The organism is Stenotrophomonas sp. X (assembly GCF_055721025.1).
Genome location: NZ_CM146756.1, coordinates 1,581,097 through 1,606,286 on the forward strand (window position 1 = coordinate 1,581,097; position 25,190 = coordinate 1,606,286).

General features: G+C 66.5%; 29 protein-coding genes. 21 read left to right on the forward strand and 8 right to left on the reverse strand.

Annotated elements, in window-relative coordinates; translation table 11 throughout:
- Window positions 1-50 precede the first annotated feature (50 nt).
- The 4 genes from ACZ75I_RS07275 (at window position 51) to ACZ75I_RS07290 (ending at window position 3,188) form a co-directional block, all read left to right on the forward strand.
- The gene (locus tag ACZ75I_RS07275) at window positions 51-416 is read left to right on the forward strand and encodes a DUF6164 family protein (RefSeq protein ID WP_151354700.1); all 366 of its coding nucleotides are present in this window, start codon (window positions 51-53) and stop codon (window positions 414-416) included.
- A 251-nt stretch (window positions 417-667) separates the two neighbouring features.
- Window positions 668-1,435 (forward strand): sulfurtransferase, encoded by a 768-nt coding sequence (locus ACZ75I_RS07280; RefSeq protein ID WP_061478453.1) that lies wholly within the window; start codon window positions 668-670, stop codon window positions 1,433-1,435.
- Window positions 1,436-1,625: 190 nt separating this feature from the next.
- Window positions 1,626-2,621 carry an LLM class flavin-dependent oxidoreductase gene (locus ACZ75I_RS07285; RefSeq protein WP_072166700.1) on the forward strand — a complete coding sequence of 332 codons (996 nt, stop codon included), beginning with the start codon at window positions 1,626-1,628 and terminating at the stop codon, window positions 2,619-2,621.
- 69 nt (window positions 2,622-2,690) lie between these two features.
- Entirely contained in the window at window positions 2,691-3,188 is a 498-nt protein-coding gene (locus ACZ75I_RS07290) for a pyridoxamine 5'-phosphate oxidase family protein (RefSeq protein WP_472958881.1), read from the forward strand.
- 112 nt (window positions 3,189-3,300) lie between these two features.
- On the opposite strand, the gene ACZ75I_RS07295 is transcribed toward ACZ75I_RS07290, so the two are convergent.
- Window positions 3,301-3,960 carry an exopolysaccharide biosynthesis protein gene (locus ACZ75I_RS07295; protein WP_053501113.1) on the reverse strand — a complete coding sequence of 220 codons (660 nt, stop codon included), beginning with the start codon at window positions 3,958-3,960 and terminating at the stop codon, window positions 3,301-3,303.
- Window positions 3,944-5,248 (reverse strand): hemolysin family protein, encoded by a 1,305-nt coding sequence (locus ACZ75I_RS07300; RefSeq protein WP_005416017.1) that lies wholly within the window; start codon window positions 5,246-5,248, stop codon window positions 3,944-3,946. The genes ACZ75I_RS07295 and ACZ75I_RS07300 overlap by 17 nt, the downstream gene beginning before the upstream one ends.
- Window positions 5,249-5,540: 292 nt before the next feature.
- On the opposite strand from ACZ75I_RS07300, the gene ACZ75I_RS07305 reads away from it, so the two are divergent.
- Window positions 5,541-6,167, forward strand: coding sequence for a DUF47 domain-containing protein (locus ACZ75I_RS07305; protein WP_004152833.1), 627 nt, complete (start codon window positions 5,541-5,543; stop codon window positions 6,165-6,167).
- A 13-nt stretch (window positions 6,168-6,180) separates the two neighbouring features.
- Entirely contained in the window at window positions 6,181-7,302 is a 1,122-nt protein-coding gene (locus ACZ75I_RS07310) for an inorganic phosphate transporter (RefSeq protein WP_472958883.1), read from the forward strand.
- 381 nt (window positions 7,303-7,683) lie between these two features.
- Here ACZ75I_RS07310 and ACZ75I_RS07315 read toward each other — a convergent pair whose 3' ends face one another.
- The 3 genes from ACZ75I_RS07315 to parE all read right to left on the reverse strand — a co-directional run bounded on the left by ACZ75I_RS07315 (window position 7,684) and on the right by parE (window position 11,886).
- Window positions 7,684-9,180 (reverse strand): S10 family peptidase, encoded by a 1,497-nt coding sequence (locus ACZ75I_RS07315; protein WP_252744315.1) that lies wholly within the window; start codon window positions 9,178-9,180, stop codon window positions 7,684-7,686.
- A 111-nt stretch (window positions 9,181-9,291) separates the two neighbouring features.
- On the reverse strand, window positions 9,292-9,870 hold the full coding sequence (locus ACZ75I_RS07320; RefSeq protein WP_346476765.1) for a GNAT family N-acetyltransferase: 579 nt from the start codon (window positions 9,868-9,870) through the stop codon (window positions 9,292-9,294).
- Between the two features lie 126 nt (window positions 9,871-9,996).
- Window positions 9,997-11,886 (reverse strand): DNA topoisomerase IV subunit B, encoded by a 1,890-nt coding sequence (gene parE / locus ACZ75I_RS07325; protein WP_346476766.1) that lies wholly within the window; start codon window positions 11,884-11,886, stop codon window positions 9,997-9,999.
- Between the two features lie 170 nt (window positions 11,887-12,056).
- On the opposite strand from parE, the gene ACZ75I_RS07330 reads away from it, so the two are divergent.
- The 10 genes from ACZ75I_RS07330 (at window position 12,057) to truD (ending at window position 19,950) form a co-directional block, all read left to right on the forward strand.
- Window positions 12,057-12,290, forward strand: a complete 234-nt coding sequence (locus ACZ75I_RS07330) for a hypothetical protein (protein WP_019658885.1) — start codon at window positions 12,057-12,059, stop codon at window positions 12,288-12,290.
- A gap of 400 nt (window positions 12,291-12,690) precedes the next feature.
- Window positions 12,691-14,355, forward strand: coding sequence for a CTP synthase (locus ACZ75I_RS07335; protein WP_005416023.1), 1,665 nt, complete (start codon window positions 12,691-12,693; stop codon window positions 14,353-14,355).
- An 89-nt stretch (window positions 14,356-14,444) separates the two neighbouring features.
- On the forward strand, window positions 14,445-15,275 hold the full coding sequence (gene kdsA / locus ACZ75I_RS07340) for a 3-deoxy-8-phosphooctulonate synthase (RefSeq protein ID WP_049412800.1): 831 nt from the start codon (window positions 14,445-14,447) through the stop codon (window positions 15,273-15,275).
- Entirely contained in the window at window positions 15,272-15,619 is a 348-nt protein-coding gene (locus ACZ75I_RS07345; protein WP_242891890.1) for a hypothetical protein, read from the forward strand. Before kdsA ends, ACZ75I_RS07345 begins: the two co-directional genes overlap by 4 nt.
- Window positions 15,619-15,948 (forward strand): hypothetical protein, encoded by a 330-nt coding sequence (locus ACZ75I_RS07350; protein WP_061480167.1) that lies wholly within the window; start codon window positions 15,619-15,621, stop codon window positions 15,946-15,948. The genes ACZ75I_RS07345 and ACZ75I_RS07350 overlap by 1 nt, the downstream gene beginning before the upstream one ends.
- Window positions 15,949-16,044: 96 nt before the next feature.
- Window positions 16,045-17,337 carry a phosphopyruvate hydratase gene (eno, locus tag ACZ75I_RS07355; RefSeq protein WP_134968047.1) on the forward strand — a complete coding sequence of 431 codons (1,293 nt, stop codon included), beginning with the start codon at window positions 16,045-16,047 and terminating at the stop codon, window positions 17,335-17,337.
- Between the two features lie 4 nt (window positions 17,338-17,341).
- The gene (gene ftsB, locus ACZ75I_RS07360) at window positions 17,342-17,695 is read left to right on the forward strand and encodes a cell division protein FtsB (RefSeq protein WP_472958886.1); all 354 of its coding nucleotides are present in this window, start codon (window positions 17,342-17,344) and stop codon (window positions 17,693-17,695) included.
- Window positions 17,692-18,390, forward strand: coding sequence for a 2-C-methyl-D-erythritol 4-phosphate cytidylyltransferase (gene ispD / locus ACZ75I_RS07365; protein ID WP_005416029.1), 699 nt, complete (start codon window positions 17,692-17,694; stop codon window positions 18,388-18,390). Before ftsB ends, ispD begins: the two co-directional genes overlap by 4 nt.
- Window positions 18,391-18,424: 34 nt before the next feature.
- Window positions 18,425-18,922: a 2-C-methyl-D-erythritol 2,4-cyclodiphosphate synthase gene (ispF, locus tag ACZ75I_RS07370; RefSeq protein WP_061480165.1), complete on the forward strand. Its 498-nt coding sequence runs from the start codon at window positions 18,425-18,427 to the stop codon at window positions 18,920-18,922.
- Window positions 18,919-19,950, forward strand: a complete 1,032-nt coding sequence (gene truD, locus ACZ75I_RS07375; protein ID WP_072166692.1) for a tRNA pseudouridine(13) synthase TruD — start codon at window positions 18,919-18,921, stop codon at window positions 19,948-19,950. Before ispF ends, truD begins: the two co-directional genes overlap by 4 nt.
- Before the next feature lie 70 nt (window positions 19,951-20,020).
- Here truD and ACZ75I_RS07380 read toward each other — a convergent pair whose 3' ends face one another.
- Window positions 20,021-20,560 (reverse strand): Smr/MutS family protein, encoded by a 540-nt coding sequence (locus ACZ75I_RS07380; protein WP_072166690.1) that lies wholly within the window; start codon window positions 20,558-20,560, stop codon window positions 20,021-20,023.
- Window positions 20,561-20,769: 209 nt separating this feature from the next.
- Between ACZ75I_RS07380 and surE the strand changes: the two genes are divergently transcribed.
- From surE to ACZ75I_RS07400, 4 genes are read left to right on the forward strand one after another with little or no spacing between them, the layout of a single operon-like run.
- Window positions 20,770-21,549: a 5'/3'-nucleotidase SurE gene (surE, locus tag ACZ75I_RS07385; RefSeq protein WP_061480162.1), complete on the forward strand. Its 780-nt coding sequence runs from the start codon at window positions 20,770-20,772 to the stop codon at window positions 21,547-21,549.
- Window positions 21,546-22,223 (forward strand): protein-L-isoaspartate(D-aspartate) O-methyltransferase, encoded by a 678-nt coding sequence (locus ACZ75I_RS07390; RefSeq protein ID WP_061480161.1) that lies wholly within the window; start codon window positions 21,546-21,548, stop codon window positions 22,221-22,223. The genes surE and ACZ75I_RS07390 overlap by 4 nt, the downstream gene beginning before the upstream one ends.
- 18 nt (window positions 22,224-22,241) lie before the next feature.
- Window positions 22,242-22,856 carry a YqaA family protein gene (locus ACZ75I_RS07395; RefSeq protein ID WP_005416033.1) on the forward strand — a complete coding sequence of 205 codons (615 nt, stop codon included), beginning with the start codon at window positions 22,242-22,244 and terminating at the stop codon, window positions 22,854-22,856.
- Complete coding sequence (locus ACZ75I_RS07400) at window positions 22,853-23,635, forward strand: peptidoglycan DD-metalloendopeptidase family protein (RefSeq protein ID WP_346476767.1); 783 nt, start codon at window positions 22,853-22,855, stop codon at window positions 23,633-23,635. The genes ACZ75I_RS07395 and ACZ75I_RS07400 overlap by 4 nt, the downstream gene beginning before the upstream one ends.
- Before the next feature lie 138 nt (window positions 23,636-23,773).
- Here ACZ75I_RS07400 and ACZ75I_RS07405 read toward each other — a convergent pair whose 3' ends face one another.
- Together ACZ75I_RS07405 and yhbY are read right to left on the reverse strand one after the other, a co-directional pair.
- Complete coding sequence (locus ACZ75I_RS07405) at window positions 23,774-24,148, reverse strand: Mth938-like domain-containing protein (RefSeq protein WP_061480160.1); 375 nt, start codon at window positions 24,146-24,148, stop codon at window positions 23,774-23,776.
- A 13-nt stretch (window positions 24,149-24,161) separates the two neighbouring features.
- Window positions 24,162-24,467, reverse strand: a complete 306-nt coding sequence (yhbY, locus tag ACZ75I_RS07410) for a ribosome assembly RNA-binding protein YhbY (protein ID WP_057495897.1) — start codon at window positions 24,465-24,467, stop codon at window positions 24,162-24,164.
- 65 nt (window positions 24,468-24,532) lie between these two features.
- Between yhbY and rlmE the strand changes: the two genes are divergently transcribed.
- On the forward strand, window positions 24,533-25,165 hold the full coding sequence (gene rlmE / locus ACZ75I_RS07415; protein WP_006431652.1) for a 23S rRNA (uridine(2552)-2'-O)-methyltransferase RlmE: 633 nt from the start codon (window positions 24,533-24,535) through the stop codon (window positions 25,163-25,165).
- Window positions 25,166-25,190 lie beyond the last annotated feature (25 nt).

Below are 25,190 nucleotides of genomic sequence, written 5' to 3' on the forward strand. Positions count from 1 at the left end.
CGGGGCGAGGGCGGCAAGGGTAGCGCATCGGCGCCGGGTATCATGGGGCCATGGCAAAACTCCTGCTCAATCTGCGCAATGTCGGCGACGACGAATATGCCGATGTCTGCACGCTGCTCGATCAGCACGGCATCGCCTGGTATCGCACCGAACCCAGCCCGTGGGGCATTTCCAATGGTGGCCTGTGGCTGCGCGACGACGCTGATCATCCGCGTGCGAAGGCGCTGATGGCGGAGTACCAGGCGGCGCGCGGCGTGCGCGTGCGGGCTGAACGCGAGCAGGCATTGCGCGAGGGGACGGCGGAGACATTTGGCAGCCTGTTCCGGCGCCGGCCGGCCTATGTGGTGCTGGTGCTGCTGGCGATGGCCGGCGCGGCGGCGCTGGTGCTGCTGCCGTTCCTGCTGTTGCGGGGGTAACGGGTTTCGGCCGGGTTGCACCCGGCACCCGCAGAGGCAACGGCAACGTCAGAAGCGGTTTCCGTGGGATGGCGCGGCGGTGTGGGCAGGCGGGTCATGCCGTAAACCCATCTTTGGGGGCCAGATCAAACGGTCCCGGCTACCCAAACCGCCACGCTTCTGACAGTTCCCGCGATCTGAAGTTGATCCACGCCATCCGTGGATGAACGGGTAAATCTGACCCTGGGGCGGTCTGGCGCTAAAATGGCGGGATGATCGCCAATACCGCTGCCTATCATTTCGCCGTCATCGACGCTCCCCAGGCCCTGTGCGACCAGCTGCTGGCCCGTGCCGGGACGGCGCAGCTGCGCGGCACGATCCTGGTGGCCGGCGAGGGGCTGAACCTGTTCCTGGCGGGGGCGCCGGAGGCGGTCGAGGGCTTCTATGCAGCGCTGCGTGCCGATGCGCGTTTCGCCGGCATGCGGGTCAAGACCAGCCTGAGCGAGCACCAGCCGTTCGCGCGGCTGAAGGCCAAGGTCAAGGACGAGATCATCAGCTTCCGTCGCGATGACGGCCAGCCGTTGGACTATCCGCGCGCACCGTCGGTCGATCCGGCCACCGTGCAGCGTTGGCTGCGGCAGGGGCATGACGATGCCGGCAAGCCGGTGGTGATGCTCGATACCCGCAACCTGCAGGAAGTGGAGTACGGCACCTTCAAGGATGCGCTGGTGTTGCCCATCCGCAAGTTCACCGACCTGCCCGAGGCGCTGGCGCCACATCGCGATGCGCTGCGGGACAGCACCGTGGTCAGTTTCTGCACCGGCGGCATCCGCTGCGAGAAGGCCGCGCTGTGGATGGTCAATGACGGCATGGACAATGTGCTGCAGCTCGATGGCGGCATCCTCGGCTACTTCGAGGAGGTGGGTGGCGAAGGCTACGAAGGCCGCTGCTTCGTGTTCGATGAGCGCGTGGCGCTGGATGCCGAGCTGAAGCCGATGGTCGACCAGCCGCTGCCCGAACCGCGCCCCAGCGCGTTCTGACTGCATTTCTGTAGAGCCGAGCCCATGCTCGGCCGCTGTTGGTCGACGAAAGGCAGCCGAGCATGGGCTCGGCTCCACGATCCGGTGGGCGCTGAACCTGCCCTACGGGAATCAGCATCCCGCCACCGTCACTGGCCGCTGCGCCCGGCCGCCCCCATGCAAGGGTGATCCTGTGACGGAAAACCGCCTGATGATCCCGTTGTCGATCCTTGACCTGGCCCCGGTCTGCGAGGGCAGTGACACCACCGCCGCCTTCGCCAACATGCTGGAACTGGCGCAGCACGCCGATGCGCTGGGCTACCGCCGCTACTGGCTGGCCGAACACCACAACATGCCCGGCATCGCCAGTGCCGCCACCGCCGTGCTGATCGGCCATGTTGCCGGTGGCACCCGGCGCATCCGTGTCGGCGCCGGCGGCATCATGCTGCCCAATCATGCCCCGCTGCAGGTGGCCGAGCAGTTCGGAACGCTGGCCTCGCTGTATCCGGACCGCATCGACCTTGGCCTGGGCCGTGCGCCGGGCACCGATCAGCCGACCGCGCGTGCACTGCGCCGCTATTTCGACAGCGCCGACCAGTTCCCGCAGGACGTGCGCGAGCTGCTGCACTACTTCGAGCCGGTCCAGCCTGGACAGGCGGTGCAGGCCGTTCCGGGGGGTGGCCTGCGGGTCCCGACCTGGATCCTCGGTTCAAGCCTGTTTGGCGCACGCATGGCCGCCTCGATGGGCCTGCCGTATGCATTCGCCTCGCATTTCGCGCCGGACGTGATGGACGAAGCGCTGGCGGTGTACCGCCGCGAATTCCGCCCCTCGGCCACGTTGAAGCAGCCGCACGCGATGCTGGCCCTGAACGTTGTTGCCAGCGACAGCGAGGCCGAGTCGCGTCGCCTGTTCACCAGCCAACAGCAGAGTTTCGTCAACCTGCGCCGCGGCCGGCCGGGCAAGATCCCGGCGCCGATCGACGACATTGAAGCCTTCTGGGAGCCGCACGAAAAGCTCGGCGTGGAACGGGCCCTGGCCTGCACTGTACTGGGCGATCCGCAGCAGGTGGCCGAGGGTATCGCCGCTTTCGTTGAGCGGCACAAGCCTGACGAGCTGATGCTCACTGCCAACCTGTATGACCACCGTGCGCGCCTGCGTTCCTTCGAGCTGGCGATGAACGCCTGGCATGGCCGCCACGCGGGCTGAACAATCGCGTCACGGCCCGTTGCGGCCGATCCGCGTCTGATGGGAGCTCCCCTTTCTGGAGTTCCCACCATGGCCGAGACCCGTGCCGAACACATTGCCCAGCTGGCTGAACTGATCAAGGACGTGGAGGTGGCGATGTTCACCACCACCGGCGTCGATGGGCGGCTCTACAGCCGGCCGTTGGCCACCCAGCAGGTCGCCTTCGACGGTGACCTGTGGTTCGTGATCACCGCCGACAGCCCGAAGGTGGCCGAGATCGCGCTCAACCCGCGCGTCAATGTGGCCTATGCCTCGCCATCGAAGAACACCTATGTGTCTGTGGCGGGGCGGGCGCGGGTTGTCGATGATCGCGCGAAGATCGAAGAGCTGTGGTCGCCGGCGATGAAGCTGTTCTTCCCCGCCGGCAAGGAAGACCCCAACCTTCGCCTGATCCACGTGCGCGCCGATAGCGCCGAATACTGGGATGGCCCGGGCACCTTGCTGGGCAAGGCATTGAGCTTCGTGCTGTCGGCGGTGCAGGACGATCCGGCACCGCTGGCGGACAACGGATTCGTCGACCTTCGGTGATTGCCGCATCCACGCGTTGCGTGGATCTAGCGGATGCCGGTAGTGCCGGCCGTTGGCCGGCGACCCTGGAAACGTGGCAGCCGGTCATCGGCCGGCTCTACCGGATGCCGCTTCAGAACCAGCGCTGGAAAAGTTCCACTGTATAGCCCACCAGCTGCCCCGAACTGAAGCCGAAGAACGCGATCGCCACCAGCGCTGCGATCCAGTTGAACAGCATCAATGCACCATCGCGCTCCAGCAGCGCCAGCGAGAACAGCAGCAGCTGGAAACCGAACAGGAAGTTGGTGAACGGAATCGGCAATGACAGCAGGATGCCCAGCAGTACCAGCAGCAGGCCGCTGAAGGCGTGCGCGGGCAGCGGTGTCAGCAACTGCGGCAGGCGAGGCTTCAGCATCCTGTCCAGCCGCCGCAACGGGCGATCGATACGGTCCAGGAAGCGGTGCATAGTGCCGCGCTTCGGCCCGCGTCGGGCAATGAAACCGGGCAGCCAGGGCCGGCGCAGGCAACACAGCATCTGCAGTCCGATCAGGACCACGAGTGGGCCGCTGACCGCACCCCCCATGCCCGGGATCGGGATGAACGAGGGCAGGATCGCCACGAACAGGAACACGCCAAACGCGCTCTGCTGCAGGTTGCTGAGGATCTGGCCAAGCGGCATGTGCTCGGCAGGATCGCCGGAGGCGAACATCTCCAGCAGGGTGCGGATGCCCTCGTTGCGGTAGGTCGGGCGCTGCGCGCCCTGGCCCTGGCCGGCCTCAGGCGGTGAGCTCATCGGCCTGCTCGTCGGATAACGTGCGCAGCAGCAGCTTGTCCACCCGCGCGCCGTCCAGGTCGACCACCTCGAAGCGCCAGCCGGCCCAGTCGAAGTACTCGCCTGCGTGCGGGATGCGGCCGAAGTAATGGATGCACATGCCGGCCAGCGTGTAGTAGTCGCCATCCTCGGCATCGGGCAGGTCGTTGCTTCCGATCAGCTCGCGCAGGTCTTCGATCGGCAGCGAGCCGTCGACCAGCAGCGAGCCGTCCTCGCGGGTCACCACCAGTGCGTCTTCATCGGCATTCTCCACCGCCTGCAGGCGGCCAACCACGGCGCCCATCAGGTCGCTGATGGTCACCAGGCCCTGGATCTCGCCGTATTCGTCCACCACCAGCGCCATCGACTGCTGCTCCTCGCGGAAGATCTCCAGGAGCTTCATCGCGTGGGTCGATTCGGAGACGTACAGCGGTTCGCGCAGGGTCTGGAACAGCGCGTTGTCCCCGCGCGCCATGCGCGTGGCCAGCGATTTCAGCTCCAGCACGCCGACCACGTCCATGTCGTTGTCGCGGTACACCGGGTACCGCGAGAACTCGTGCTCGGCCATGATGTCCAGATTGCGCTCCAGCCCGGCCTGGGTGTCGAGCCAGGCAATGCGGTTGCGCGGGGTCATCAGGCTGTCGGCGGTGCGGTCGCCCAGGCGCATGACGCGGTTCATCATGTCGCGCTCGTGGGCGTCGATCACGCCAGCTTCGTGGCTCTCGGCCACCAGCATCCGGATCTCTTCTTCAGTCACCTGCGCGGCCTCGTCCTTGCCCAGGCCCAGCACCTTCAGTACCAGCTGGGTGGTCTTGGACAGGAGCCAGACGAAGGGCAGGGCCAGCCTGGCCAGCCAGCTCATCGGCATCGCGACCAGGCCGGCAATGGCCTCGGAGCGGGTCAGGGCCAGACGCTTGGGCACCAGTTCGCCGAAGATCAGCGTGATGAAGGTGATCAGCGAGACCGCCAGGGCGGTGCCCACTTCGCGCGCGTACGCAAAGCCGGGCATCAGGCCCTGCAGCCAGCCGGCGATCGCGTCGCCGATCGCATCACCACCGAGGTAGCCGGTCAGTACGCCGATCACGGTGATGCCGATCTGCACCGTGGACAGGAAGCTCTCCGGCTTCTCCGAAAGCTCCAGCGCCTTGGCGGCGCGCTTGGAGGTGGCGGCCATCTGCTTCAGGCGGCTCTTGCGCGAGGTCATGACCGACATCTCGGACATGGCGAAGAAGCCGTTCAGCAGAACAAGCGCGAAGACAATCAGGATCATTTCAAACACGGGCGTCGTCCCCGGTTGGTGGCAGGGAGGGCGGGTGCTTGCGATGGCGGCTGGCGCTCAGGAACAGGGTCCGGCGCGGCGCAGGGGGATAAGGGTCGTCGTCCATAAGGTGCGCCCGGAGGCGCGCTGGCATCTTAGCAAAGGGGCGTGGCAGGGTGGCAACCGCCTGTTCAGGTTGGGGGTCCCAGAGCCCGGAAAGGGCGCGGGGATACCCGTGATGGTCATCTAGCCGTCATAATTCGCTCTGGTGCCGTCCTTCCCGCGACGGCTGACAGGTTTCTCAATGTTCTCTCTGCAGACCATTTTCGGTTCCGGCAAACAGTTCTACACCCTGCTCGATGAGGCTGCCGTCGCGGCTTCCGATGCCGCCAAGGCGCTGCATTCCATGCTCCGCGAGGCCGATCGCCAGCCCGCGCTGGACGCCTTCAAGCTGGCCCGCCTGCGCGAACGCGCGGCCTCGGACAAGATCAGCCAGGCGCTGGTGGACAGCTTCATGACCCCGATCGAGCGCGAAGACATCGAAGCGCTGGGTTCGGCCCTGTACAAGATTCCGAAGCAGATCGAGAAGTTCGCCGATCGCTATTCGCTGGCCACGACCCACCTGGAGCACATCGACTTCGCGCCGCGCGCGGCGATGCTGGAACAGGCCGCCGGCGTGGTGGTGGAGATGGTGGCCGACCTGCGCCACATGAACCTGGACCGGATGACCGCGCTGAACGAGAAGCTGCGCTCGCTGGAGAACGAGGCCGACCGCCTGATGCTCGAGCTGTACCGCGACATCTACTCCGGTCGCCTGGACAACCTGCAGATGTTCCTGCTGAAGGAATTCTTCGAGATCCTGGAAAAGGCCATCGACCGTTGCCGCGAGGCCGGCGTGGTGGCGTACCAGATCGTGTTGAAGAACAGCTGACGGACGCCGCCGCATGTTGACCCTTGTCCTGGTGGTGATCCTGGCCGCGCTCGTCTTCGAGTTCATCAACGGCTTCCACGACACTGCCAACTCCATTGCCACCGTAGTGGCGACCAAGGTGCTCTCGCCCGGCTGGGCGGTGATGCTGGCCGCCTTCATGAACCTCATCGGTGCGCTGACCGGTACGGCGGTGGCGCTGACCATCGCCTCGGGCCTGCTCAACACCAACGTGGTCGAGGTTACTCCGCAGGTGATCCTGTGCGCCCTGCTGGGCGGCATCATCTGGAACCTGATCACCTGGTGGAAGGGCCTGCCGTCCTCGTCCTCGCACGCCCTGATCGGTGGCCTCTGTGGTGCCGGCCTGGCCGCGGCCCACAACAACTGGGACGCGCTGATCTGGTCGGAGCGCCTGGGCAGCTGGGCGCAGAACAAGGGCCTGCTGTGGAAGGTGTTCGTACCGATGATCACCTCGCCGATCGCCGGCTTCCTGCTCGGCATCGTGGTGATGGTGCTGCTGTGGGCGTTGATCGCCGGCCTGGCCAAGATCGGTGGCGCCATCGGCCGCCTGGCCCGCCCGCGCATCGTCAATGCCTTCTTCGGCAAGGCGCAGATCGCCTCGGCGGCCTACATGGGCTTCGCCCACGGCCACAACGACGCGCAGAAGACCATGGGCATCATCGCGATGACCCTGATTGGTGCCGAAGCCACCGGCGCACTGAACGATCTGCCGTCCTGGCTGGCCTTCATGCACCCGGACACGCACGCCGGTGACGGCATCGCCATGTGGATCGTACTGACCTGTGCGGTGGTGATGGCTGCCGGTACCGCCTCGGGTGGCTGGAAGATCATCAAGACCCTGGGCCACAAGATGGTCAAGCTGCACCCGATCCACGGCTTCGCCGCGGAGACCAGCTCGGCCACCATCCTGACCCTGGCGGCCCACTTCGGCATGCCGGTCTCGACCACGCACAGCATCTCCACCGCGATCATGGGCGTCGGCTTCGCCAAGAACCCGCGTTCGCTGAAATTCGGCGTGATCGAACGCATCGTCTGGGCCTGGATCCTGACCATCCCGGCCGCAGGCGGCTGTGCGTACCTGATCCTGAAGCTGTTCGAGCTGTTCGGCTGGACCTGATCGCCACGCCAAGGTGCACACGAAAAAGCCCGCCGACTACCGGCGGGCTTTTTTCATGGGCAGTGAATCCTTCCGGACACATCGTGTCGACCAAGGTCGACACCTTGCCAGAGCAGAAACAGGGATCCGATCCCGTGCCGACCAACGGTCGGCACCCACCAACAGCGCACGGAAACTGTCGAAGGCGGGGTGGGATGGGCAGGCGGGGGCGCAGAGCGCCATGGATGGCGCTCTACGAGGCACGCAGGAGCAGTTTTTGCCGTCCCCCGCCTGCCTATCCCACCCCGCCAACCCACGGAAACCCTGCTTTTGCCGTTGCAGTAGCAGTTGCAGTTGCCGTTGATCCGGCGGGTGCCGGGCCGCAGGCCCGGCCGACCGTCCTCAATTGCGTTGGAACAGCGCCTGCACATCCCTGCGGAACGCCGCCTGGCTGTCCGCCCGGCTGTAGAACATGTGCCCGCCCGGATAACTGCGCACCTGCACCCGGTCCGGATTGCTGCCCATCGTCGGCATCTGGTCCACGGTCAGGATCGAACCCATGAACGGGCACGACAGGTCGTTCCAGCCATGCACGATCAGCACCTGCAGGTGCGGGTCGATCGCCACGGCCTGGCGCAGCTGGGTCACCGCGCCATCGCGCAGCTCGCCATTGCGGTCCCACAGCCGGTTCACGTCGTAGTTCAGCGCCTGGTACCGCGCATCCACCTTCCAGCCGACCACGCGCGTCACGAAGTCGACCATCGCCGTGGTGGTCGGCGCGATGATGCTGTCCAGCAGCGGATCGTTGGCGCGCTGCTCCGGATCGTTCGGGAATGGATCGAACGCGGTCACGTTGGAATCGTAGCGGCTGCCCAGCGTGCCCTTGTCGCGGAACACTTCACGCAGGTAGGCCTGGGTTTCCAGCCGACCACCGGCACGGCGCACGAACTGCGGGTCCAGCCCGGTCAGTTCGGTCACCCGGCGCAGCATCGCCTCGGTCGCCTGCGGATCGCTGCGGCCCTTCATCAACGCGGTGGCGTAGTCGCCACGGGTGTACTCCACCACGTCGCGCATCGCTGCATCGGTCAGCTTGCCCTGGCGCTCCAGGTGCGCGGCGGCGATCGACGGCAGGGTCTGCATCCACGCCATCGGCGAGACATCGGCGTTGTCTTCCAGGGTCGGGCTCAGGTACGGCGAGACCAGTACCAGGCCGTTCATCGCAACTCCCAGCCGGGTCTGCAGGTAGTGGGTGATGCGCGGGCCGCGGTAGCCGCCGTAGCTCTCGCCGGTCAGGTACTTGCGCGACGCCATGCGCTGGTTGCGCAGCAGCCAGTCGTAGATCGAGCGTGACAGGTATTCGATGTCGGCGCTGGGGTTGTACAGCGCCTTCTTCGCTTCGTCGTCGCCGATACGCGCGCGGCTGAAGCCGGTGCCGACCGGATCGATGAACACCAGATCGGTGAAGTCCAGCCAGGTGCCGGGGTTGTCGTGCAGCGTCGCCGGCGCCGACGCGCTGTCACCCTCGGAGCCGAAGGTCACCACCTTGGGCCCGATCGCGCCCATGTTGAGGTAGACCGACGATGCCCCGGGGCCGCCATTGAGCGCGAAGGTCACCGGCCGGTCCTTGCCCGGCATCGTGTAGGCGGTGAACACCACGTCGGCAATCACCTTGCCCTTGGCATCGCGTACCGGCAGGGTGCCGACGGTGGCGGTGTAGTCCAGGGTGCGGCCGGCCAGGCGCATGCTCTGGCGGGCCGAGGCGTCTGCGGGCAACGCAGGTGCCTCGGTCTTGTCGTCTTTCGGATCGGGCTTGGCGTCGGCATCAGGCGCGGCCAGCACGCTGGCTGGGGCGATGAGCAGGCCGACGCAGAGCGCGGCAGTGTGCAACAGGGACTTCATGGCACCGGCTGGGCAGCGGAAGGGGATTCTGATGCTAGGCCGGTGGCGGCCCATGCCGTATGTGTCCAAAGGCATGGCCCCGGCGTTGCGGCCGCGATTGGCCAGCTTGGGTCAAGCGGGCAGGGCGCCTGCCGCTTTGTCATCGGCAAGCAGGCCGTAGACGGCCGAGTCGGCCAGTTCCCCCTGGATGCGCCAGCGCTGGCGCAGCACTCCCTCGCGGCGGAAGCCCAGGCGTTCGAGCACGTGCGCGGAGGGTGCGTTGCGCGGGTCGATCTCGGCTTCCACGCGGTGCAGGTGGAGGGTGCCGAACAGGTAGGCCAGTACCTGCTGCAGGGCCTCGTGCATGTAGCCCTGGCCCTGGCGATCCGGTGCCAGCAGGTAGCCGATCTCGGCGCGGGCTGCAGTGCGGTCCACTGCAAACACCACGCAGATGCCCAGCAGTGGACCTTCCAGTGATTCGCGCACGGCCAGCTTCAGCTGGGTACCGATGGCATGGGCTGCGAGATCATCGTCGATCTGCTCGCGCGCCTCGGCCTGTCGCGTCCAGGCCGGATGATTCCACCAGCGCATCACATCGGGATTGGACTGCAGCGTAAACAGCGCGGCGGCGTCGTCACGGCGGATCGGGCTCAGGACCAGCCGTGCACTGTGCAGCGGCAGGTCGGGGAACAGCAGCGAGTGGCTGGCCAATACGGTGGTCCACGCGGATGGACGCGCATTATGGCGCCGCCGGGTTTGCCGATGGGGGCGGAATGCCCGGGGCGGATGGGGTCGGATCCCTTTCCCGGCGGGAAACGGATCCGACCCCGCGAGGGATCAGACTTCCAGCGAAGCCAGGTCGCCCTTCGACTCCAGCCAGCCCTTGCGGTCGGACGCGCGCTTCTTGGCCAGCAGCATGTCCATCAGCGAGCGGGTCTGCTCGCCATCGTCCACGGTCAGCTGTACCAGGCGGCGCGTATCCGGGTGGATGGTCGACTCGCGCAGCTGCGGCGGATTCATCTCGCCCAGGCCCTTGAAGCGGGTCACGTTGATGGCGCCCTTGATCTTCTCGCGTTCGATCTTGTCCAGCATCGAGCGCTTTTCTTCTTCGTCCAAGGCATAGAACACCTGCTTGCCTACGTCGATGCGGAACAGCGGCGGCATCGCCACGAACACGTGGCCGGCATCGACCAGCGCCGGGAAGTGCTTCAGGAACAGCGCGGTCAGCAGCGTTGCGATGTGCAGGCCGTCGGAGTCCGCGTCGGCCAGGATGATCACCTTGCCGTAGCGCAGGCCGCTGATGTCGTCCTTCCCCGGATCGCAGCCGATGGCGATGGCCAGGTTGTGTACTTCCTCCGAGGCCAGCACGCTGTTGGACGAGACTTCCCAGGTGTTCAGGATCTTGCCACGCAGCGGCATGATCGCCTGGAAATCCTTGTCGCGGGCCTGCTTGGCGCTGCCGCCTGCCGAGTCACCTTCCACCAGGAACAGCTCGGTGCGCGACAGGTCCTGGCTGATGCAGTCTGCCAACTTGCCGGGCAGGGCCGGGCCCTGGGTGACCTTCTTGCGGACGACCAGCTTCTCGGTCTTCAGGCGCGCGCTGGCACGCTCGATGGCGATCTGCGCGATCTTCTCGCCCAGCTCCACATTCTGGTTGAGCAGCAGGCTGAAGGCATCATGGGCGGCACCTTCGATGAAGCCGGCCGCCTGGCGCGAGGACAGGCGCTCCTTGGTCTGGCCGCTGAACTGCGGGTCGGTCATCTTCAGCGACAGCACGAACGACACGCGGTCCCACACGTCTTCCGGGGCCAGCTTGACGCCACGCGGCAGCAGGTTGCGGAAGTCGCAGAACTCGCGCAGCGCCTCGGTCAGGCCGGTACGCAGGCCGTTGACGTGGGTGCCGTGCTGGGCGGTGGGGATCAGGTTGACGTAGCTTTCCTGCACCAGCTCGCCTTCCGGCAGCCAGGCCACTGCCCAGTCCACGACCTCGGTGTCCTTCTTCAGGCTGCCGACGAACAGCTCGGCCGGCAGCATCTCGCGATCGCCCAGCTCCAGCTTCAGGTAATCGCGCAGGCCGTCTTCGTAGTACCAGGTATCGAGTTCACCGGTGGCTTCATCGGTCAGCTTCACAGTCAGGCCCGGGCACAGCACGGCCTTGGCGCGCAGCAGGTGCTTGAGCGCGCGCACCGCGAACTTCGGCGTATCGAAGTACTTCGGGTCCGGCCAGAAGCGCACGCGGGTACCGGTGTTCTTCTTGCCGACGCTGCCGACCACTTCCAGCGGCGTGGCACGGTCGCCGTTGCGGAAGGTGATGCGGTGTTCGGCACCGTCGCGCTTGATGTGCACCTCCACCAGGGTCGACAGCGCATTGACCACGCTGACGCCGACGCCGTGCAGGCCGCCGGAGAAGGTGTAGTTGTTGTTGCTGAACTTGCCGCCTGCGTGCAGGCGGGTGAGGATCAGCTCGACACCCGGGATCTTCTCCTCCGGATGGATGTCCACTGGCATGCCGCGGCCGTCATCGCTGACCTCCACGCTGCCGTCCTTGTACAGGGTGATCTCGATCGAACGGGCGTGGCCGGCGAGGGCTTCGTCCACCGAGTTGTCGATCACTTCCTGCGCCAGGTGGTTCGGGCGCGCGGTGTCGGTATACATGCCGGGACGGCGCTTGACCGGGTCAAGGCCGGACAGGACTTCAATATCGGCGGCGTTATAACGGGCGTTCATCTGTCTTCGAAAGCTTGGAGCGACGGGCAAGTGTGGGGTCTGGCACGGGATTTTGCACGCCTGCGGTTCAGTCTCGGCGACGCAGAGGGGGTAAAATGGCAGCCGCTGGAATCTGAACGCCGGCGCTCCGTTGGATCAGAACGTCCAAGCCATACCGCGAGGAGGACTCCATGAAGAAGTTGCTGACCATTGCGATCCTGGCCGCTGCCGCTGTTGCAGTGCCGCTGGTGGTGGCGCAGAACGCCGGCCAGTCGGCCCCGCAACAGGGTGATCAGGCCGACAAGGCCCAGGCCGAGGCCGATGCCAAGGCCAAGCGCCGGGCCCAGGCCAATGCCCAGATGAAGGCGCAGGGCCAGCCGGCCCCGCAGCAGGAAGAGGAAGAGGAAGCGCGCAAGAAGCGCTGATCCCGCAGCCTGCCAGGCGCCCTTGCGACAAGGGTTGCGCTCCGGAACGCCCCGCTCAGCGGGGCGTTTCTTTTTGGGAACGTGGCGTCTGCCCCTTGGGTTGGCGGCCATCAATCTGTAAACTATGGCTTTCCGGGAGTAAGTGCGTGTCCACCCTTTGCGAATGGGCTGGAGCGGCCAAGCGTGGCTTCCAGCATGGCGGGTCGCAGGTGACGGTCGATTTGGCCGGCACGGCCGCCCCGACCTCGCACGATGGTTCCGGTCCGGCGCCTGCCGCCGCACGGATCCGCACCTCCCTCGCTGCCTCAGCGAACCGGAAAACCCCCTCTGAGCACCATGCCCGCCCTCCGGGTGCGCGTGGTGCTGCCGTTTTCCATTTCCAGACAGGATGCTTGCAGCCATGACTCCCTTGATTTTCGTAACCGGCGGCGTGGTGTCCTCGCTCGGCAAAGGCATTGCCGCCGCGTCGCTGGCCGCCATTCTCGAAGCCCGTGGCCTGAAGGTCACGATGATGAAGCTCGACCCGTACATCAACGTCGACCCGGGCACCATGAGCCCGTTCCAGCACGGTGAGGTCTATGTCACCGACGACGGCGCGGAGACCGACCTCGACCTGGGCCACTACGAGCGCTTCGTGCGAACCCGCCTCAGCCGCAAGAACTCGGTCACCACCGGCCGCATCTACGAGAACGTGATCCGCAAGGAGCGCCGCGGCGACTACCTGGGCGCGACCGTGCAGGTCATTCCGCACATCACCGACGAGATCCGTCGCTGCATCGACGAAGCCACCGAAGGCTACGACGTGGCACTGGTCGAGATCGGCGGCACCGTTGGCGACATCGAGTCGCTGCCGTTCCTGGAGGCGATCCGCCAGGTGCGCACCGAACGTGGCCCGGAGAAGGCGCTGTTCATGCACCTCACTCTCGTGCCGTACATCGGCGCCGCCGGTGAGCTGAAGACCAAGCCGACCCAGCACTCGGTGAAGGAGCTGCGTTCGATCGGCATCCAGCCGGATGTGCTGCTGTGCCGCTCCGAGCAGGCGGTGCCGGATTCGGAGCGCCGCAAGATCGCCCAGTTCACCAACGTTTCCGAGCGTGCGGTGATCAGCGTGCCGGACGTGGACGTGCTGTACCGCATCCCGTCCGGCCTGCATGCACAGGGCCTGGACGAAATCGTGGTGAACCAGCTGAAGCTGGCCGACAAGGCCGGTCCGGTCGATCTGTCGATGTGGGAAGACGCGGTCGATGCGACCCTGCACCCGCTGGACGAAGTGACCATCGCCGTGGTCGGCAAGTACGTCGATCACCAGGACGCCTACAAGTCGGTCGGCGAAGCACTGAAGCACGGCGGCCTGCGCCAGCGCACCAAGGTCAACCTGAAGTGGCTGGAAGCACAGGACCTGGAAGGTACCGACATGGCCGCACTGGCCGATGTCGACGGCATCCTGGTTCCGGGTGGCTTCGGTGACCGTGGTTTCGAAGGCAAGGTGCTGACCTCGAAGTTCGCCCGCGAGCAGCAGGTGCCGTACTTCGGCATCTGCTACGGCATGCAGGCGGCGGTGGTCGATTACGCGCGCAACGTGGTTGGGCTGGAAGGTGCCAACAGCACCGAGAACGATCGCCAGTCGCCGAACCCGGTGATCGGCCTGATCACCGAATGGCGCACCGCCAGCGGCGATGTCGAGAAGCGTGACGACAAGAGCGACCTCGGCGGCACCATGCGCCTGGGCCTGCAGGAGCAGCGCCTGAAGCCGGGCACGCTGGCCCGCGAGCTGTACGGCAAGGACGTGGTCGCCGAGCGCCACCGCCACCGCTACGAGTTCAACAACCGCTACCGCACCCAGCTGGAAGATGCGGGCCTGGTGATCGCCGGCAAGTCGATGGACGACACCCTGGTGGAAGTGGTCGAGCTGCCGCGCGACGCCCACCCGTGGTTCCTGGCCTGCCAGGCGCACCCGGAATTCCTGTCCACGCCGCGTGACGGCCATCCGCTGTTCATCGGTTTCATCCGTGCCGCGCGCGAGCGCAAGGCCGGCGGCAAGCTGCTTTCCGAAGCGCGCGCCTGACTTGTGAATGGGGGCTTCGGCCCCCATCCTGCATGCTTCAACCCCCAGCGCACCGGCCTGTCCGGTGCTGCGGACAACAAGGAAACGCCATGAAACTGTGTGGATTCGAGGTCGGGCTGGACCAGCCCCTGTTCCTGATCGCCGGCCCCTGCGTGATCGAGTCGATGCAGCTGCAGCTCGATACCGCCGGCAAGCTGAAGGAGATTACCGACAAGCTCGGCGTCAACTTCATCTTCAAGTCCAGCTTCGACAAGGCCAACCGCACTTCGGGTACCGCCTTCCGCGGCCCGGGCATGGAAGAGGGCCTGAAGGTCCTGGCCGAGGTCAGGAAGCAGATCGGCGTGCCGGTGCTGACCGACGTCCACGAGTACACCCCGATGGACGAAGTGGCCTCGGTGGTGGATGTGCTGCAGACCCCGGCGTTCCTGGTCCGCCAGACCGACTTCATCCGCAAGGTGTGCTCGGCCGGCAAGCCGGTCAACATCAAGAAGGGCCAGTTCCTGGCGCCGTGGGACATGAAGCCGGTCGTGGAGAAGGCCAAGGCCACCGGCAACGAGCAGATCATGGTCTGCGAGCGCGGTGCCAGCTTCGGCTACAACAACCTGGTCAGCGACATGCGTTCGCTGGCGGTGATGCGCGAGACCGGTTGCCCGGTGGTGTTCGACGCCACCCATTCGGTGCAGCTGCCGGGCGGGCAGGGCACCAGTTCCGGTGGCCAGCGTGAGCACGTGCCGGTGCTGGCCCGTGCCGCCGTGGCGGTGGGCATCTCCGGCCTGTTCGCCGAGACTCATCCGGACCCGTCCAAGGCGCTGTCCGATGGTCCCAACGCGTGGCCGCTGGACCAGATGGAGGCCCTGCTCGAGACGCTGATGGAACTCGACGCGGTGACCAAGAAGCACGGTTTCTCGCGCTTCGCGTGAGTCGTGACCCGTGGGTGGCGCTGGAAACCCAGCGTCACCGCCGGCACTGGAGACAGTGGCCGTGGGGCCTGATCGCGCTGGGGCTGTCCGTGGTGTTCACCGTGGGCGTGTTCTGCCTGGTGCTGATCAGTGCTGCATCGGTGCGGCCACCGGGTGATGGCAGCAGCGCGCCCGATCTTCGGGCGTACTTCATTGCGCTGCTGGTGGCAGAGCTGGTCGGCGCCGTGGGGTGCGTCGCTGCCGCCGTACTGGCCTGGCGCCTGAACCGTGGCAAGGTGGCCGCCGGGTTGGCGATCGTCCTGCTGTCGCTGTGGCTTGGTGCCCTGTTCTACGGGCTGTTCTGATGAATGCGACCCTGGCAACCCGTGATCGGCCCTGGGGCCTGATCGCGCTGGCGCTGGCTGTTCTTGCCTGGGCCGGCCTGATGGCAGCTGTATTCGCCTTCGCCGCCAGTTTCGGTTCGCCCGGGGATGGCAGCCATGGCATGCAGGCCATGCAGTACTGGATCCTGGCTGCACTGACCATGCTCGTGCTGTCCTTTGTTGGCAGCCTGGTGGCGATGGTGATGGCCTGGCGTTGCCGCCGCGGCGGCGTATTGGCCGCCATTGCCGGTGGCCTGCTGGTGGTACTGGTGTCGTTGATCCTGATGGTGATCGGGGCCACTCTGGCCTGACGGCGCCTGCGCCATTTGGCAAGTGGCGGGCAGCCGGGGATAATCACGCGGCATTCGTTTTGTCGCCCCCTCTCCAGACAGGTAACCGGCCCGACCATGAGTACGATCCGCAGCATCCACGCCCGTGAAATCCTCGACAGCCGTGGCAATCCCACGCTGGAAGCCGAAGTCATCCTGGAGGACGGTTCGTTCGGTCGCGCCGCGGTTCCCTCCGGCGCCTCGACCGGTACCAAGGAAGCGGTCGAGCTGCGTGACGGCGACAAGACCCGTTACCTGGGCAAGGGCGTGCGCAAGGCCGTGGACAACGTCAACACCACGATTGCCGCCGCGCTGAAGGGCTTCGAAGCCACCGACCAGGCCGGCCTCGACCGTCGCCTGATCGATCTGGACGGCACCGAGAACAAGGGGCGGCTGGGTGCCAACGCGCTGCTGGGTGTTTCGATGGCCGCCGCGCACGCCGCCGCCGCATCCAGCAAGCAGGCGCTGTGGCAGTACCTGGCTGCCCGGACCGGCGTGGCGCCGTCGCTGCCGGTGCCGATGATGAACATCATCAACGGCGGCGCGCATGCCGACAATAACGTCGACTTCCAGGAGTTCATGGTGCTGCCGGTGGGCTTCACCTCGTTCTCCGAAGCATTGCGCGCTGGTACCGAAATCTTCCATTCGCTGAAGTCGGTGCTGAAGGGCCACGGCCTGAGCACGGCGGTGGGCGACGAAGGCGGCTTCGCGCCGGACTTCCGCAGCAACGTCGAAGCGCTGGACACCATCCTCGAAGCGATCGGCAAGGCTGGCTACACCGCCGGTGAAGACGTGCTGCTGGGCCTGGACGTGGCCTCCAGTGAGTTCTTCGAGAACGGCAAGTACAACCTGGTCGGCGAGAACAAGCGCCTGACCTCCGAACAGTTCGTCGACTTCCTCGCCGACTGGGCCGCGCAGTACCCGATCATCACGATCGAAGACGGCCTGGCCGAGAACGACTGGGCGGGCTGGAAGCTGCTGACCGACCGCATCGGCAAGAAGGTGCAGCTGGTCGGTGACGACCTGTTCGTGACCAACCCGAAGATCTTCCAGGAAGGCATCGACTCGGGCACCGCCAACGCGATCCTGATCAAGGTCAACCAGATCGGCACCCTCAGCGAAACCCTGGAAGCGATCGCCATGGCCGACCGCGCCGGCTATGCCGCCGTGGTCTCGCACCGCTCGGGCGAAACCGAAGACACCACCATCGCCGATATCGCGGTGGCCACTACCGCCACCCAGATCAAGACCGGCTCGCTGTGCCGCAGCGATCGCGTGGCCAAGTACAACCAGCTGCTGCGCATCGAGGAAGCCCTCGGCGCCGGCGCGCGTTACGCCGGTCGTGACGCGTTCGTTTCGCTGAAGCGCTGAGCCGATGCGCGACTGGCGCTGGATGCTGCTGGTGCTGGCCCTGTTGCTGGGCTGGCTGCAGTACCGCTTCTGGTTCGGTCCGGGCAATTCGGGTGAAGTGATGATGCTCGAAGCCCAGGTCGCCAACCAGGAGCGGGACAATGAGGGCCTGCAGCAGCGCAACGACGCGCTGGCCGCCGAAGTGAAGGACCTCAAGGAAGGCCAGTCCGCCATCGAGGAACGCGCGCGCAGCGAGCTGGGCATGATCAAGCCCGGCGAGAAGTTCTACCGCGTGGTCGAGGATGCGCCGGTCCGTCCGGCGCAGCCCGCTGCAGGCGTCAATGTCCAGGCCGGCGATCACCCGGCGGACGTGCCATGAGCGCGGCGATCTGGGTGGTGGTTCCGGCTGCCGGCCGTGGCGCCCGCTTTGGTGCGCCGCTGCCCAAGCAGTACCTGCAGGCGGGTGGGCAGATCCTGCTCGCCCATACCCTGGACGCGCTGCTGGCGCATCCGGCCGTGGCCGGCGCAATGGTGGTGATCGGCCAGGACGATGGCGACTGGCCGGGCTGGAGCGAATGGGCCGGCAAACCGGTACTGACCTGCATCGGTGGCGCGACCCGTGCCGCCTCGGTGCTGGCCGGGCTGCAGGCACTGCCGGACTCGGTGCGCGCCGACGAATTCGTGCTGGTCCACGACGCCGCGCGACCCAACCTGTCGCTGGCCGATCTTGGCCGCCTGCTTGAAGTCGGGCGTGCCGATCCGGTCGGGGCGATCCTGGCCGCACCGGTGCGCGACACCCTCAAACGTGCGGGCGACGACGGTGGCATCGATGGCACCGAACCGCGCGAGCGGCTGTGGCGTGCGCTGACACCACAGCTGTTCCGCCGCCACCAGCTCAGCCGCGCGCTGTCTGACGCCGCCGCTGCCGGTGTTGAAGTCACCGACGAGGCCATGGCCATGGAGCGCCAGGGCCAGCGCCCGCTGCTGGTGGAAGGCAGCGAGGACAACTTCAAGGTCACCACCCCGGCCGATCTGGACCGGTTCGAATTCGTACTTTCCCGCCGCGCCGGCTGACTGCCTGCGCGGCCCTGCTGCAAGGGCTGCATCCATGAGCACCGCACCGTTCCCGCCCGTCCGTATCGGCCAGGGCTACGACGTCCATGCCTTCGGTGAAGGCGATCACATCATGCTCGGCGGGGTGAACGTGCCGCACAGCTGCGGCGTGCTGGCGCACAGCGACGGCGACGTGATCCTGCACGCCTTGTGCGATGCGATGCTCGGTGCGCTGGCGCTGGGCGATATCGGCCAGCATTTCCCGCCGAGCGATGATCGCTGGAAGGGCGCCGACAGCAGCGATTTCGTGCGCCATTGCGACAGCCTGCTGCGCGAGCGTGGCTGGCGCGTTGGCAACACCGACATCACCGTGATCTGCGAGCGGCCGAAGGTTGGCCCGCATGCGCTGGCCATGCGTGAGCGCATTGGTGGGTTGCTGCAGCTGCCGCTGGACGCGGTCAGCGTCAAGGCCACCACCTCGGAGAAGCTGGGCTTCACCGGCCGCAGTGAAGGCATCGCCGCGCAGGCGGTCGTGTTGCTGGTGGCGGCATGATCCCGCTGCCGTTGGCGTTTGGTGCGCCGCTGTTGACGGCACGCATCCGCACCACGCCGGACGATTTCCAGGTCGATGAACTGCCGGCCTTCGAGGCCACCGGTGAAGGCGAGCACCTGCTGCTGCACATCCGCAAGCGCGGCGCCAACACCGTGCATGTGGCCAAGCTGCTGGCCAAGTGGGCGGGCCTGCCGGAAATGGCGGTGAGCTACGCCGGCATGAAGGATCGGCATGCGGTCACCACCCAGCGTTTCAGCGTGCACCTGCCCAAGCGCATCGCACCGGACCTGGCCGAGCTGGCCAGTGACGAGATCGAAGTGCTCGAAGCGACCTGGCACAACCGCAAGCTGCAGCGTGGCGCACTGGCCGGCAACCGCTTCAGGCTCGTGCTGCGCGAGGTGCAGGGCGATGCTGCGGCGATCAGCGAGCGCCTGCAGCAGATCGCCGGGCGCGGCCTGCCGAACTGGTTTGGCGAGCAGCGCTTCGGCCGCGACGGCGGCAACGTGCCTGCGGCATTGGCGATGTTCGGTGGCCGCCGCATGCGCAAGGACCAGCGTTCGCTGCTGCTGTCAGCCGCGCGCTCGGCGCTGTTCAATCGTGTGCTCGCCGCGCGCGTGGAGCAGGGCAACTGGGATCAACCGCTGGACGGTGAAGTGTGGATGCTCGATGGCAGCCGCAGCGTGTTCGGCCCCGAACCCTACACCGACGTGCTGGCCGAGCGCCTGGCGCGTTTCGACATCCATCCCAGCGCGCCGCTGTGGGGCGAAGGCGAGCTGCGCAGCGCCGACGCTGCACGTGAGCTGGAGCTGGCCGCGCTGGACGACGAGGAATCGAAGGCGCTGCGCGCTGGCCTGGAAGACGCACGGCTGAAGCAGGAGCGCCGCGCGCTGCGCCTGCGCCCGGCATTGCTGCAGCATCAATGGCTGGCCAGTGATGTACTGGAACTCTCGTTCGCGTTGCCGCCGGGCTGCTACGCCACCGCCGTGCTGCACGAACTCGGCCCCGTCGAAGACGCTGCGCAGGCCTGACAGAAAAAGGGGACGGAGGGAGTCAACTCGTTTGTGGCACAAACGACTTGATTCCCTCCGTCCCTGTTTCTCAACGCCGTGCCAGCAGCACCAGCACCGCGCCGGTGCCGCCTTGCCCGGCCGGCGCCGAATGAAACGCCAGCACGTCGTTGCGCAGCCGCAGCAGACGATCGACCAGGTTCTTCAGCACCGGTGCACCGCCATCGGACTGCAGGCCCTTGCCGTGGATGATGCGCACGCAGCCATACTCGTGTGCATGCGCTTCCAGCAGGAACTGGCGCAGCAGGGTTTCCGCCTGCGCGGCGGTGGCGCCGTGCAGGTCCAGCTCATCCTGCACCGAATACTGGCCGCGCTTGAGACGCTGGAACAGGCGCGGTGGCAGGTTGTCGCGGCGGTAGCTGGCCACGTCGCCCGCTTCCAGCGGCGTACTGTCGCGCAGCAGCCGGGCGAACTCGCCCGCGGCTTCGGCGTCGTCGCGTTCGGCCATGCGTGCGCGCGGCTTCGGCCGGGGCGCAGCAGGTGCCGGTTCGGCATCCTTGCGCAGCGGCGTCACTTCACCGATGGCCGCACGGAACAGCGCGGCCGGATCTTCGTCTTCAGGGTGCGACATGCGCACAGGGTAAACCGCCGGCGCGGGTCTGCCTATGACGGTTCGATGTCGGCCGTGACCGCCGGCAGGGTAGGACCGGCGGCTCGCATGCGGCACAATAGACGATGCCCTTGCAGGGTCGACGGCTTCCGCAGGGGAGTACGACGGTCCCGCCCACACTGCACGGTGACGGAATCGAATTCTTGGAAAATCAAGCGGTTAAATCGAAGATGCGAATCCTGGTCAGTAATGACGATGGTGTCGACGCCGCAGGCATCCGGATGCTTGCTTCGGTGCTGCGCGAGGCTGGACACGAAGTCACGGTGGTCGCGCCTGATCGCGATCGCTCCGGTGCCAGCAACTCGCTGACCCTGGACCTTCCGATCCGGCTCAAGCGCATCGACCATTACACCGTCTCGGTGGCGGGCACGCCGACCGACTGCGTGCATCTGGCGCTGACCGGCCTGCTTGAATTCGAGCCGGACATCGTCGTGTCAGGCATCAACAACGCCGCCAACCTCGGCGACGACGTGATCTATTCCGGCACCGTCTCGGCGGCGATGGAAGGCCGCTTCCTCGGCCTGCCGGCGGTGGCGGTCTCGCTGGTCACCCGCAACCACGATCCGAAGCACTTCGACACCGCCGCGCGTGCCGCAGTGGAGATCGTGGCCCGGCTCAAGGCCGATCCGCTGCCGGCCGACACCATCCTCAACGTCAACGTGCCGGATCTGCCGTGGAGCGAGGTCCAGGGCTTCGAGGTCACCCGCCTTGGCAACCGCCATCGTGCCGAAGGCTGCATCGCGCAGAAGGATCCGCGCGGCAACGACGTGTACTGGATCGGCCCTGCCGGGCGCGAGCAGGACTCCGGCCCGGGCACCGACTTCCACGCGGTGCGTACCGGCCACATCTCGATCACCCCGATCCAGGTGGACCTGACCCGCTACCAGGCGCTGGAGAAAGTGGCCAGCTGGGTGGGTGGCCTCAGCGCCGCGCTGGACCGGCCGGCATGAGTCCACGCCTGCGACTGCAGCCGGAAGCTGTCGGCATCGGCATGACCTCGCAGCGCGTGCGTGACCGTCTGGTCGATCGCCTGCGCGAAGCTGGCATCGTCGACGAGTCCACCTTGAACGCAATCCGGGTAGTGCCGCGCCACCTGTTCATCGATGAAGCACTGGCCTCGCGTGCCTATGAGGACACCGCGCTGCCGATCGGCCATGGCCAGACCATCTCGCAGCCCTGGGTGGTCGCCCGGATGACCGAGGCGGTGCTCCAGGTCGCGCCGAAGCGCGTGCTGGAAGTCGGCACCGGCTCGGGCTACCAGGCCGCCATCCTGGGCGCGCTGGGCCTGGAGGTCTACACCGTGGAGCGAATCGGTGACCTGTTGCGGCAGGCACGCAAGCGCTTCCGCGCACTGGGCATGAACATCCGCACCAAGCATGACGACGGTCGCGCCGGATGGGCCGAGCACGGTCCGTTCGATGCCATCGTGGTCACCGCCGCGGCGCCTGCACTGGTCGATGAACTGGTCGGGCAGCTGGCTGAAGGGGGGCGCCTGGTGGCGCCGGTGGGTGGCCCGGGCGGACAGTCGCTGGTGCAGCTGGACCGCAAGCCCGATGGCAGCATCGAACAACACGTGCTGGCGCCGGTCACGTTCGTGCCGCTGCTGTCTGGCATGCTCGACTAATCCACGGAGCAGGGTTGCATGAAGATTTTCGGGCCGCTGTACGAGCGGGCGATGAAGTGGGCGGCGCACGAACGCGCGCCGACCTATCTGACGGTATTGAGTTTCTTTGAAGCGATCATCTTCCCGGTGATGCCGGAAGTGATGCTGGCACCGATGTGCGTGGCCCAGCCCAAGCGTGGCTGGTGGTTCGCCACCCTCAGCCTGGCGGGCTCGATGGTCGGCGCGCTGGTTGGTTATGCGCTGGGTCATTACGCTTTCGAGGCGATCAAGCCAGTGTTCGAGGCGCTGGGCATGCTTCCAGCGATCGAGCAGGGCATCACCACCGTGCAGGCGAAGATGGCCGAATCACCGTGGGCGGTGTTCACCTTCCTGGTGCTGGGCGGCTTCATGCCGATCCCGATGAAGGTCTTCACGTGGGCATCGGGTATCGTCGGCGTACCGATGCCGCAGTACCTGTTGAGCATGTTGATCGGTCGTGGCAAGCGCGTGTTCGTGCTGGCCGCGGTCATCCGTATCGGTGGTGCGCGTGCCGAAGCGGCGCTGCGTCGCTGGATTGAACCGCTGGGCTGGATCGCCACCGTGCTGGTGGTGGTGCTGATCGCCTGGCTTGTATGGAGGTCGAAGTTCGCATGAATCCTGATCGTCTGAGCAAGGGAGTGCGCGTCGGCGCGCTGGCGTTGCTGGTTTCCACACTGGCCGCCTGCGGTACCGCCACCGTGGTCCGCCCGGGCGGCGGCAACGCTGGTGGCGTGACCACGCCGAAGACCTCGGTACCCAAGCCTGGGCAGACCGTGGTGGTGCGCAAGGGCGACACCATCTATGCGCTGGCCCGCATCCATGACATCACCCCGGCCGACCTGATTGCCTGGAATCGTCTGGACAACCCGTCGACCATCTACCCCGGCCAGGTGATCCGCCTGTATCCGCAGGGGGCCACCAGCGGCCGTGCGCCGACCACGGTGGTCACCCCGCCGCGTTCGGCTGGCAGCAGTGGCGGCAGCACCGCGCCGGCCCCGGCGCCGGTCGGGCCGGTGAAGAGCAACATCGCCTGGCGCTGGCCAGCCGATGGCGCGATCGTCGGCCGCTATGTGGCCGGTGACGCGACCAAGCAGGGCGTGGACATCGCCGGCACCAGCGGCCAGCCGGTCAAGGCAACCGCCAACGGTGTGGTGGTGTACTCCGGTGCCGGCCTGGTCGGCTACGGTGAACTGATCATCATCAAGCACAGCGACCAGTGGCTGTCCGCCTATGGTCACAACCGCAAGCGCCTGGTGAATGAAGGGCAGAGCGTGAAGGCTGGCGAGCAGATCGCCGAAATGGGCCGCACCGGTGCGAACCGCGACATGGTCCACTTCGAGATTCGCTACAACGGCAAGCCGGTCGATCCGCAGCAGTACCTGCCGGCACGCTGATCACCGTGTGATCGGGTAGCGCCGGGTCACGCCCGGCGGCTTTCCGCGCCGCGTCGCGGCGCCGCCCGAGCATGGGCTCGGGCGCTACAGAGTACGTGTGATCCAGGGTACCGCCGGGCCATGCCCGGCGACGCCACGTCAGCCTTCGAGAATGAAGGCGGCGGCGACCTTGCGGCCTTCGCCGGCCAGGATGTTGAAGGTGCGTGCGGCAGCCGGATTGTTCATCACTTCCAGGCCGATGCCGCGGGACAGGCAGGCGGCCATCACCACCGCCGGCGGGAACACCTGGCGGTCACCGGTACCCAGCACGATCAGCGCCGGGTTCAGCGCCAGGATCGGCTCGAGGTCCGCCAGCTGCAACGCAGCGGCACTCGCCACCGGCCAATGCGCGACCAGCTGGTCCGGGGTCAGGAAGAAGCTGCCGTCCAGCACCTGGTCATTGACCTTGGCCGAGCGGCCATCGGCGGCGCGCAGGCTGTAGGCGTAGTCGGGTGGTTCGTGGTTCAGCTGCATGACGGTAGGGCGATCAGCCGCGCGGCAGCACGATCTGGCGCTGTTCCCTGCTCGGGCGGTACAGCACGGCGACGTGGCCGATGCGCTGCACCAGCGCGCTCCCGGTGGCTTCGACGATCTCACCGATCATCACGTCACGGGCGTCGCGATCCTCGGCAGCGACCTTCACCTTGACCAGTTCGTGGCGCTCCAGCACTTCGTTCAGCTCAGCGATGAAGGCCGGGGTCACGCCCTTGCCGCCGGTCTGCAGCAGGGCCTTCAGGTCGTGGGCTTGGCCGCGCAGGAAACGGGTCTGGGAGGCGGTCAGGGCGATGGACATGCAGGAAAACACGGTTGAATGGGGCGATCAGGGTATCATGAGGACCCCATCAGCCCCTATTTTCAATGGCTACCCGCAGCAAAAGCAGCCAGCGCTGGCTCAAGGAACACTTCTCCGACCCCTTCGTGAAGAAGGCGCAGGCCGAAGGCATGCGCTCGCGCGCCGCCTACAAGCTCGAAGAGCTGCTTGAACGTGACCGGCTGCTGAAGCCGCACATGGTGGTGGTCGACCTCGGCGCGGCACCGGGCGGCTGGTCTCAGCAGGTTCGGAGACAGATTGGCGACACCGGCCGCGTGCTGGCCCTGGACATCCTGGACATGCCGCCGCTGGCCGGCGTGGAGTTCCTTCATGGTGACTTCAGGGAAGAAGCCGTCCTATCGCAGTTTGAAGCCATGCTCGGGGATCAGCCGGTAGACCTTGTGCTGTCGGACATGGCCCCCAATAAGAGTGGTGTAGGCGCGGTCGACCAGCCGCGGATGATGCACCTGGCGGAGCTGGCCCTGGATTTTGCCGACAACCATCTGAAGACCGGTGGGGCATTCCTGATCAAGCTGTTCCAGGGCGAGGGCTTTGACGACTACGTGCGCGAGATGCGCCGCCGGTACGACAAGGTCTCCATCCGCAAGCCGGAAGCCTCGCGCAAGCGCTCTCCCGAGGTGTACGCCTTGGGTCAGGGAAAACGCGCCCACATGAAGTAAGCTCGCAATGTACGCAAGTTCGACC

What these genes read in the sequence shown, in the direction of transcription:
- ACZ75I_RS07335 (WP_005416023.1), top strand. Translation starts at nt 12,691, where the DNA reads ATGACTCCCTTGATTTTCGTAACCGGCGGCGTGGTGTCCTCGCTCGGC.
- ftsB (WP_472958886.1), top strand. Translation starts at nt 17,342, where the DNA reads ATGCGCGACTGGCGCTGGATGCTGCTGGTGCTGGCCCTGTTGCTGGGC.
- ACZ75I_RS07285 (WP_072166700.1), top strand. Translation starts at nt 1,626, where the DNA reads ATGATCCCGTTGTCGATCCTTGACCTGGCCCCGGTCTGCGAGGGCAGT.
- rlmE (WP_006431652.1), top strand. Translation starts at nt 24,533, where the DNA reads ATGGCTACCCGCAGCAAAAGCAGCCAGCGCTGGCTCAAGGAACACTTC.
- ACZ75I_RS07400 (WP_346476767.1), top strand. Translation starts at nt 22,853, where the DNA reads ATGAATCCTGATCGTCTGAGCAAGGGAGTGCGCGTCGGCGCGCTGGCG.
- ispF (WP_061480165.1), top strand. Translation starts at nt 18,425, where the DNA reads ATGAGCACCGCACCGTTCCCGCCCGTCCGTATCGGCCAGGGCTACGAC.
- ACZ75I_RS07350 (WP_061480167.1), top strand. Translation starts at nt 15,619, where the DNA reads ATGAATGCGACCCTGGCAACCCGTGATCGGCCCTGGGGCCTGATCGCG.
- yhbY (WP_057495897.1), bottom strand. Translation starts at nt 24,467, where the DNA reads ATGTCCATCGCCCTGACCGCCTCCCAGACCCGTTTCCTGCGCGGCCAA.
- kdsA (WP_049412800.1), top strand. Translation starts at nt 14,445, where the DNA reads ATGAAACTGTGTGGATTCGAGGTCGGGCTGGACCAGCCCCTGTTCCTG.
- ACZ75I_RS07305 (WP_004152833.1), top strand. Translation starts at nt 5,541, where the DNA reads ATGTTCTCTCTGCAGACCATTTTCGGTTCCGGCAAACAGTTCTACACC.
- ACZ75I_RS07280 (WP_061478453.1), top strand. Translation starts at nt 668, where the DNA reads ATGATCGCCAATACCGCTGCCTATCATTTCGCCGTCATCGACGCTCCC.
- ACZ75I_RS07380 (WP_072166690.1), bottom strand. Translation starts at nt 20,560, where the DNA reads ATGTCGCACCCTGAAGACGAAGATCCGGCCGCGCTGTTCCGTGCGGCC.
- ispD (WP_005416029.1), top strand. Translation starts at nt 17,692, where the DNA reads ATGAGCGCGGCGATCTGGGTGGTGGTTCCGGCTGCCGGCCGTGGCGCC.
- eno (WP_134968047.1), top strand. Translation starts at nt 16,045, where the DNA reads ATGAGTACGATCCGCAGCATCCACGCCCGTGAAATCCTCGACAGCCGT.
- ACZ75I_RS07295 (WP_053501113.1), bottom strand. Translation starts at nt 3,960, where the DNA reads ATGAGCTCACCGCCTGAGGCCGGCCAGGGCCAGGGCGCGCAGCGCCCG.
- ACZ75I_RS07330 (WP_019658885.1), top strand. Translation starts at nt 12,057, where the DNA reads ATGAAGAAGTTGCTGACCATTGCGATCCTGGCCGCTGCCGCTGTTGCA.
- ACZ75I_RS07315 (WP_252744315.1), bottom strand. Translation starts at nt 9,180, where the DNA reads ATGAAGTCCCTGTTGCACACTGCCGCGCTCTGCGTCGGCCTGCTCATC.
- parE (WP_346476766.1), bottom strand. Translation starts at nt 11,886, where the DNA reads ATGAACGCCCGTTATAACGCCGCCGATATTGAAGTCCTGTCCGGCCTT.
- ACZ75I_RS07390 (WP_061480161.1), top strand. Translation starts at nt 21,546, where the DNA reads ATGAGTCCACGCCTGCGACTGCAGCCGGAAGCTGTCGGCATCGGCATG.
- ACZ75I_RS07290 (WP_472958881.1), top strand. Translation starts at nt 2,691, where the DNA reads ATGGCCGAGACCCGTGCCGAACACATTGCCCAGCTGGCTGAACTGATC.
- ACZ75I_RS07405 (WP_061480160.1), bottom strand. Translation starts at nt 24,148, where the DNA reads ATGCAGCTGAACCACGAACCACCCGACTACGCCTACAGCCTGCGCGCC.
- ACZ75I_RS07310 (WP_472958883.1), top strand. Translation starts at nt 6,181, where the DNA reads ATGTTGACCCTTGTCCTGGTGGTGATCCTGGCCGCGCTCGTCTTCGAG.
- ACZ75I_RS07395 (WP_005416033.1), top strand. Translation starts at nt 22,242, where the DNA reads ATGAAGATTTTCGGGCCGCTGTACGAGCGGGCGATGAAGTGGGCGGCG.
- ACZ75I_RS07300 (WP_005416017.1), bottom strand. Translation starts at nt 5,248, where the DNA reads ATGATCCTGATTGTCTTCGCGCTTGTTCTGCTGAACGGCTTCTTCGCC.
- surE (WP_061480162.1), top strand. Translation starts at nt 20,770, where the DNA reads ATGCGAATCCTGGTCAGTAATGACGATGGTGTCGACGCCGCAGGCATC.
- ACZ75I_RS07275 (WP_151354700.1), top strand. Translation starts at nt 51, where the DNA reads ATGGCAAAACTCCTGCTCAATCTGCGCAATGTCGGCGACGACGAATAT.
- truD (WP_072166692.1), top strand. Translation starts at nt 18,919, where the DNA reads ATGATCCCGCTGCCGTTGGCGTTTGGTGCGCCGCTGTTGACGGCACGC.